At 66.6% G+C, this 7,455-nt stretch carries 7 protein-coding genes; 6 read left to right on the top strand and 1 reads right to left on the bottom strand.

Annotated features, from left to right (window positions below):
• Positions 1 to 630, bottom strand: a 630-nt coding sequence (locus AC1DR1_RS22655) for an amino acid-binding protein (RefSeq protein ID WP_476993398.1), incomplete at its 3' end; no start/stop codon positions are given.
• 244 nt (positions 631 to 874) lie between these two features.
• Here AC1DR1_RS22655 and AC1DR1_RS22650 point away from each other — a divergent pair.
• The 6 genes from AC1DR1_RS22650 to AC1DR1_RS22625 form a co-directional block, all read left to right on the top strand.
• The gene (locus tag AC1DR1_RS22650; protein ID WP_364742618.1) at positions 875 to 1,489 is read left to right on the top strand and encodes a TetR/AcrR family transcriptional regulator; all 615 of its coding nucleotides are present in this window, start codon (positions 875 to 877) and stop codon (positions 1,487 to 1,489) included.
• A gap of 851 nt (positions 1,490 to 2,340) precedes the next feature.
• Positions 2,341 to 2,742 (top strand): DUF1003 domain-containing protein, encoded by a 402-nt coding sequence (locus tag AC1DR1_RS22645; RefSeq protein WP_364742621.1) that lies wholly within the window; start codon positions 2,341 to 2,343, stop codon positions 2,740 to 2,742.
• Positions 2,743 to 3,071: 329 nt separating this feature from the next.
• Positions 3,072 to 4,043, top strand: coding sequence for a diacylglycerol/lipid kinase family protein (locus AC1DR1_RS22640; RefSeq protein WP_476993399.1), 972 nt, complete (start codon positions 3,072 to 3,074; stop codon positions 4,041 to 4,043).
• A gap of 405 nt (positions 4,044 to 4,448) precedes the next feature.
• Complete coding sequence (locus tag AC1DR1_RS22635; protein WP_229995186.1) at positions 4,449 to 5,129, top strand: SDR family oxidoreductase; 681 nt, start codon at positions 4,449 to 4,451, stop codon at positions 5,127 to 5,129.
• A 451-nt stretch (positions 5,130 to 5,580) separates the two neighbouring features.
• Positions 5,581 to 6,375 carry an IclR family transcriptional regulator gene (locus AC1DR1_RS22630; RefSeq protein ID WP_229995185.1) on the top strand — a complete coding sequence of 265 codons (795 nt, stop codon included), beginning with the start codon at positions 5,581 to 5,583 and terminating at the stop codon, positions 6,373 to 6,375.
• Between the two features lie 153 nt (positions 6,376 to 6,528).
• Positions 6,529 to 7,455: cytochrome P450 (locus AC1DR1_RS22625; RefSeq protein WP_476993397.1), on the top strand; the 927-nt coding region annotated here is incomplete at its 3' end.

The following is a 7,455-nucleotide window of genomic DNA, read 5'->3' as shown; positions in this document are numbered from 1 at the left end:
GTCCTCCACGACCCGCAGGGCAAGGGCAAGGGCCTTGGTCTGGCCGTCCGCCACGGTCAGGGCTGTCGCCGGCCACGCTCGGACATCCCGTCCTCCGCCGCCCGCGGCCGCAGCGAGTAGTTCCGCGTGGGTGACATGATCTGGCGTGGAGACGACCAGCTCGTCCAGCATCCCGCCGGCAACGGTGTGATTCCGGCACACGAGGATCTCGGCGTCGACGCCGGAGATGGCCTCTGCCAGTTTCTCCTGGGCTTCGTTGCTGTAATCGATCAGAGTGCGGACCCGCCACAGGGCCGCAGAGTTGTGCAGCCGCCGTCGGTGGCGCAGGGCCGGTGCGTGCAGCCAGCCCCGCAATGCGCGCCGGACGGAGGGCTCGGCGACCCAGATCACCAGTACGGTGGCCGTCAAAGTCGGGACCAGTACCTTCAGAACATAAGGGAGTGCCGCGTTCACTACAGCGGCATGAACCAAAAGCTCAATCGGCAGCATGGCTGTGACGTTGGCCAGGGTAAGACGGGCTTTCGAGGGATGGGGCAGTTGGCCGCAGGCGTCACACAGCAGCGCTTTGATGGGGTTCTTCTTTCGAGGCGTTGTTATGGGTGGCGAGTCGTTCATGGACTGAGCGGTCATGAGTTGCTCCTTTGTGCAGGGCGGTATGGGCAAGGGCGCCCGTGATGCAGGGTAGACTGAGGAAACATACGATGTATGGAAATGTAACCGTACAACGTATGGAAGGTTGACCGCAACCCGGATTTTACAGGCGACTGTCATCCCGCCGCATGGCTGGGGGCACTTTTCATACACTGTATGAATCTGATACCGTCCCCGTATGGAAAAGACGAAGAGTCCACCGCGGGGAACCAGGAAGAGAGAGGTGCCTCTGACCGAGGCCGGAATCTACGCCGCCGCCCTGCGGCTCATCGATGCGGATGGGGTCGAGGCGCTCACCATGCGTAAACTCGCGACCGCGCTCGATGCGAACCCGATGTCGCTGTACCACCACGTGGCGAACAAGCACGCCGTGCTGCGCGGCGTGGCCAGAATGGTCGGCACCCAGTTCCGCACCGTGGCGCTGGAGGGCGCTCCCTGGCAGGAGCGCATCCGCCTGCTCGCCACGGATTTCCGGACCCTGGCGCACAGCCACCCCAGGCTCATGGGCTACTCGTTCAGCCACCAGGCGGACTTCATCCAGCCCGAAGACCCGTTCTTGGTTGCGCTCACCGCGATCCTGGACGCCGCCGGGGTGCCGCACTCGGAACTCCCGCAGTTCACCGCTCTCGGGGGCGTCGTCATCACCGGTGTCGTCACCGCCGAACTCAACGGCGCGCTCCACCGGTGGTCGAGCCTGAAACCCCCCACTGTCGGCGAAGACGGGCTCACCCCTCCAGGCAGTGACGTCCGCGTCTTCCGCCTGACGCTGGACACGATCATCATGGGCCTGGAAAGCCAACTGGGCGCTGAGGGTGACTTCCAGGGCGCCGACCATTGATTGTGCAGTCCTGTAGCGTTGCCGCCTGAGAGCGACCCGTGGTCGGGCGGCTCAGGCCGCAACGCATGAGGGGGCACCCTTGACTTCCGCAAAGGCCCATTCCATGCGGCCGCTGCAGATGCGCTGCGTGCTGCGGCTAGCTTCACGCCACGGTCGTGTCGGTCGAGCCGCTGGCGGCAGTGCTCATAAGCTCGGTCAGCCGGTACCGGTCGAGAGCGTGACGTTGAGCCGGCCGTCGACGCGCTTGACCCCTTCGGCGCCGGTGCCCAGCACCCGCCGGACTCCTCGGCGCTGGAACTCATCGGCCACCAGCCGGGCGGCGACCTCGTAGTCGATCCGCCGGCGGGCCTCGAGTTCAACGAGGGCGGCGGCATGGAATGCCTCCAGGCTGCACTCTCCCGGTTGCGGTTCGAGGATCAGAACCGTTCAATCTGATCTGCTTCCAGACCCGTCCCGTCCAAGTCAGATACCCACATCCTCGTGGCCATGGCCCCGTCCGGGCCTGGGGTCGAGAGCGTCACGATCTCATGGGGGAGAGAGCCGTCCAGAACGTGGGAGAGCTACCACACTGCCATCAGGCGCTGCAGCTTCACCTGGCTCTCACTGGCATCCATTCGTGGTGACATCTTCCCAGTTGAAGCAACAACCCAGCGTTTAGGACGTCTCGGGACCTAAGCCCCTATCGTTCCTGTTCGGACGGTCAAAACTGGAGGTGAGAGACCGCGTCCCTCCAAGGTGCTCGAGTAGCTGTTGGAGGCGGCGGAGCATCCGGGACCCGGCCGTCGACGCCGTATGCAGTAACTGCCACAGATCGTAGCGTGGCTCGTCCGCCGCAACTTCCGAGGAGAGCAATGCCCCGACTCCACCCGCCGCCGCCACTGCGCGAACACCCGGTCGTGACCAGGTTCCGGGAGAAGCGTGCCGAGCACCCGCAGCTGAGGATCGCCGATGCAATCACCAGCTCTGCCGGATCGATGCCTTTCGTTTACGTCCATGTGGTCGTCTTCGCCGGGTGGATGCTGTTCGTCGAGAAGAGCCCGTGGCCCACGCTGACCCGCGTCGTTTCGCTGGAGTCGATCTTCCTGTCGACCTTCATCATGATCGGGCAGAACCGCGCATCCGCCTTCCAGCAGGAAAAGGCTGATCACGACTTCCTAGAGCAGGAAACTGAACTGAAGAACAACACCGAGCTCACCCGCGAGATCCACAAGCTCAAGACGGAGCTGCATCGACGTGTGATCGGCCAGGGATGACCGCCGCCTATGGCCCGGAGGGCGCCGCCCCGATTACCCAGAGGCCCCTGGCAGCTCGCGGCGTGCGCTGGCCGCGGGTGGGGCGACACGGCGGCATGCCTCATGCGGCTTCGCCTTCGTCAGCGACGTCGCCCAGACGCTTCCCACCACGCCGACTGAACGCCGTGGTGACTCGTTCGAGCAGATCCAACACCGGTTGGGTCGGGGCGTTAATAGCCGGGACGGTGCTCGCCTTGGCGGGCATCGCGGCCCTCCGCGGGATTCGCGTCCTGCGACGGTCGGGACCTCCGGGCCGCGCCGTTTCGCCGGCGGGACATCCCGCCTTGATCGTGAACCCCCGCAGCGGCGGCGGCAAGGCCGATCGCCTCGGCTTGGTCAACGAATGCCGGGCCCGCGGCATTGAGGTGCTCGTCCTCGAACCGGGGCAGGACCTGACCGGCCTGGCCGAGGCCGCGGTGGCCCGCGGCGCCGATGTGCTCGGCATGGCTGGCGGAGACGGCTCGCTTGGGCTGGTCGCGGACGTGGCCGCCCGGCACGGTGTGCCCATGGTCGTGGTGCCCGCCGGCACCTTCAACCATCTGGCCATGGACCTCGGCCTCGACCGCGGCAACGTTCTCGGGGCACTCGACGCGTTCGGAGTGGCGGTGGAACGCCGCATCGACCTCGGCCAAGTCAACGGCCGGGTGTTCGTCAACAACGTTTCGCTCGGGCTGTACGCGCAGATCGTCCGTTCCCCCGAGTACCGAAATGCCAAGGTGGACACCACCCTAAGCATGCTGCCGAGCATGCTGGGGCCCGGGAGTCGACCCTTCGACCTGCGCTTTACCGGTCCGGCGGGGGAGGAGTACACCCGCGCGCACGTCCTCCAGGTCTCGAACAACCCGTATGGCCGCACGCCCGCCACCCTCGCCAACCGGCCGCGACTCGACGGCGGCCACCTCGGGGTGATCGCCCTCAAGCTCCCGGACGATCCAGCAGAAGCACGGCGCCAGGTGGCCGCGGCCAGCGGCCACCCGGAGACGTTTCCCGGCTCCGTCGCCTGGGAGCCCACGACGTTTGAGGTGGCTTCGCGTGGGCCGATCGACGTCGGCATGGACGGGGAATCGCTCCGCATGGCGGCCCCACTGCGGTTCACCATTCGGCCGGGCGCGCTGCGGATCCGCCTTCCCCGCGAGACCCGGCTCTCACCGGCGGCCCGTCCGCTCCCGGCCCGCTCGACTCTCCGGGACTCGCTGCGCAGCGGGCTCGGCCGTTGGTCGGAGCTACGGCCGCGTACCGCCCCGCATTACCCGCCCGGGTGAAAGGGCCTCCCTATAGCGAAGCTGCCACCCGAGACGAGCGGGCTCCTCGCCGATCGGGCCTAACCGCCCGTTGCACCGTTACATTGGGTCGGCGAACGACGGGGTTTTGATCGCGGGGTCCGGTATGACTTTCTTGCCCTGTCATTGAAGACCCGTGGGGTGTTGTCGCCGGGCTCGGGCCGCGGCGGGCGAGCGGCCAGCCGGATCGGGCGCGGGGCAAGAATTTCGTGATCGAGCCCTGGGACCTGGATGCTCCGGAGGAGTCCTCGGTCGGCACGAGACCCAGGTACGCGCCGATCGTGGAGCCCAGTAGCCAAACCGGAGGATCCCTGCATGGAGCCCCTATATACGATCGTCGGCCCGGACCTCATGGTGGTCAATCGGATTGCGGGCTAGCGTGGTGGCATGGACTTGCAGCTGACTGGACGCGTTGTGCTAGTCGTCGGAGGGACCGGGGTGATCGGCGGCGCAGTGGTCGACCGTCTTCGTGCGGAGGGTGCCGTTGCGGTGGTTGCGTCCCGCAGTGGGAGCGGGGGTTTCGTCCTGGACGCCCGCGACGATGCGTCCGTCTCCGCGGGGATCGCCACGCTGCTCGAAGAGCATGGTCGGCTGGACGGCGTCGTCGTCGCGGCGGCGCCACGCGCGCAGACCCTCGACCCCGCACGCAATTCTGACCCGAGGCAAGTGCTTGAAGCCGTGGACGCCAAGGTGCTCGGTTTTCTCAGAGTCGCGAACGCCGCGCTGGCGGTCATGACCGAGTCGGGCTATGGACGCATCATCGGGGTTTCCGGTCAGAATGCTTTCCTCACTGGAAATGTGACGGGGGCGGTGCGCAATGCGGCGCTCATTATCACAGCGAAAAACCTTGCCGACTCCGTCGCCGGTACGGGTGTCACGGTCAACACGGTAAGTCCCGGCGTCGTCCGCGAGGACGCGGCTGCCGAGGTGGAGATCGGTCAGGCGGGACAGGCCCGGCCATCCGACGTTGCTGCCTTGATCGCATTCCTCGTGTCTCCGATCGCTGGAGCCATCTCTGGGGAGTCGATCGCCGTTGGCCACCGTGTACGGGGCGTCACTTCGATGTGACTGTCCGAACTCGCGGGCGAAGACATGGCCGCGACCGAATGACTGGATGTCACTAAGGCGTTCGTTCCCGCTTGTGGCCACCGCCTCCCGCGGCCGGTGCGGGACACGTGAAGGAATCCCGGGCAGAAGGTACCGTCGTCGATGAAGTCTCGGGCGAGCTGCTGCATGAGAGGGTCGGGATCTTCCATCAGTTCGGAGAGCCGGCGGCGGACCTGCCCGAGGGCTGGCAGCGTGATTTCTGTCCGGATCGAGTGCCTGATCGCTGATCGGCTTGGTGTTCAATGTCACCGCCGCCGAGTAGTCGCTGATGTATTCCAAAAAGCACTAGCGGCCGACGAAGCGGACGCGCGTCATCACCGAACCGTCGGCGTGGCATCGGTCCCGGACTGGACTCTGACCGCACGGCCCGGCCGACTGACTAAGATGGGCACCTAACAAATAAGGAGTCGCGATGGCCGGCGGAAGCCGCGAACCCGGCAGGACCGTGACCTCGAAGGTACTCTCGATCCTGGAAGCCTTCGAAAAGTCCCGCGGGGCCCTCAGCCTGACCGACATCGCCGAAAAGTCCGGCCTGCCGTTGAGCACCGCCCACCGGCTGGTCAATGAGCTCACCGGCTGGGGCTTCCTCTCCCGCGAACCCAACGGCCGCTACCAGCTGGGCATCCGCCTCTGGGAGCTCGCCCAGAACACGGGCCGCCAGCTGCGCGACGCGGCCCGCCCGTACATCCAGGACCTGTTCTCCCTCACCGGCGAAACCGCGCACCTGGCCGTCCGGTCCGGCCACGAGGTGCTGTACATCGACCGCGTCTACGGCTCCAAGCGCCTGCCCCGTGCCTCCCGCGTCGGCGGGCGCCTGCCCATGCACGCGACGGCGGTCGGGAAAGTCATCCTGGCCTTCGAGGAGGACTGGGTCCGCGACGCCTACCTGAACCGGCAGCTCGAGCGGCACACCGCGCACACCCACGTTGACCCCAAAAGACTGGCCGCCGAACTCACCCAGATCCGGGAACAGGGCTACGCCACCACCCTCGAAGAAGTCCGGCTGGGCTCCTGCTCGATCGCCGTCCCCGTCTTCCACACCGGACGGATCGGCGCCGCGATCGGCCTGGTGCTGCCCACCAGCCAGGCAGCCACGATGACCCGGCACCTGCCGGTCCTGAGGGGCATCGCTGCGCAGATTGAACGCGCCACCGCGCGGATCCCCCTGGAATCCTTGCTGGGCAGCCACGCGGCGGGAACGGAGTAGGCCGGAACCCCGCAGCTGCAGGCCCGAACTGAACTGRCTTCCGCTCAGTGGAAGTCATTCCTGCCATCCCAAGGTGTTGGGGGCCACACTGGTGAAGAGAAACCCGCGGCAAGCACTGGCGCTGCCGGCGGGACCGAATACCAAGGAGCTCAGATGCCATCGTCGACTGAAACGGCCGGCCGCTGCCCCTTCGGGCACGGCGCCGAAGCCCCCGCCGGTCACCACGGCTACCAGCCGTTCCAGATGAAGGACCCCTTCCCGGCCTACGCCGAACTCCGGGCAGAGCAGCCCGTGATGTTCGACGAACGGATCGGCCTCTACGTCGTCTCCCGCTATGACGACATCAAGGCCGTCTTCGAGGACTGGGAGACCTTCTCCAGCGAAAACGCCCAGGCTCCGGTTCGCGAACGCGGCGCCGCCGCCAAGAAGATCATGGACGACGGCGGCTTCACCGCATACTCGGGCCTTTCCGCCCGCCGACCGCCGGAACACACCCGCATCCGCGCCGTGGTCCAGAAGGCGTTCACGCCCCGCCGCTACAAGGCCCTGGAACCCTTCATCCGGCAGAACGTCGTCGACCTGCTCGAAAGGATGCTCGCCCGGCCGGACCGCCGCGGGGACATGGTCAAGGACCTCGCCTACGACGTCCCCACCATCACCATCCTCACCCTGATCGGCGCCGACGTCTCCCAGGTGGACACCTTCAAGCGCTGGAGCGACTCCCGCGCCGCCATGACCTGGGGCGACCTCAGCGACGAGGAGCAGGTCCCGCACGCCCACAACCTCGTGGAGTACTGGCAGGAATGCCTGCGCCTGGTCAGGGTTGCCCACGACGAAGGCGGCGACAACCTCACCGCAGACCTGGTCAAAGCTCAGCATGAAGGCGCCGAAATTTCCGACCACGAGATCGCCTCGGTCCTCTACAGCCTGCTCTTCGCCGGCCACGAGACCACCACTACCCTGATCTCCAATGCGCTCCGCGAACTGCTGTCCCGCCCTGAGCAGTGGAAAGTGCTCGTCGAGGAGCCCAAAAAGATCCCCGCAGCCATCGACGAGGTCCTGCGCTATGCCGGCTCGATC

This window comes from Arthrobacter sp. P4_F10 (genome assembly GCF_056401435.1).
The sequence above is the reverse complement of the archived record's forward strand: the minus strand, read 5'-3'. Positions and strand labels throughout refer to the sequence as shown.

What these genes read in the sequence shown, in the direction of transcription:
- AC1DR1_RS22645 (WP_364742621.1), top strand. Translation starts at nt 2,341, where the DNA reads ATGCCCCGACTCCACCCGCCGCCGCCACTGCGCGAACACCCGGTCGTG.
- AC1DR1_RS22635 (WP_229995186.1), top strand. Translation starts at nt 4,449, where the DNA reads ATGGACTTGCAGCTGACTGGACGCGTTGTGCTAGTCGTCGGAGGGACC.
- AC1DR1_RS22630 (WP_229995185.1), top strand. Translation starts at nt 5,581, where the DNA reads ATGGCCGGCGGAAGCCGCGAACCCGGCAGGACCGTGACCTCGAAGGTA.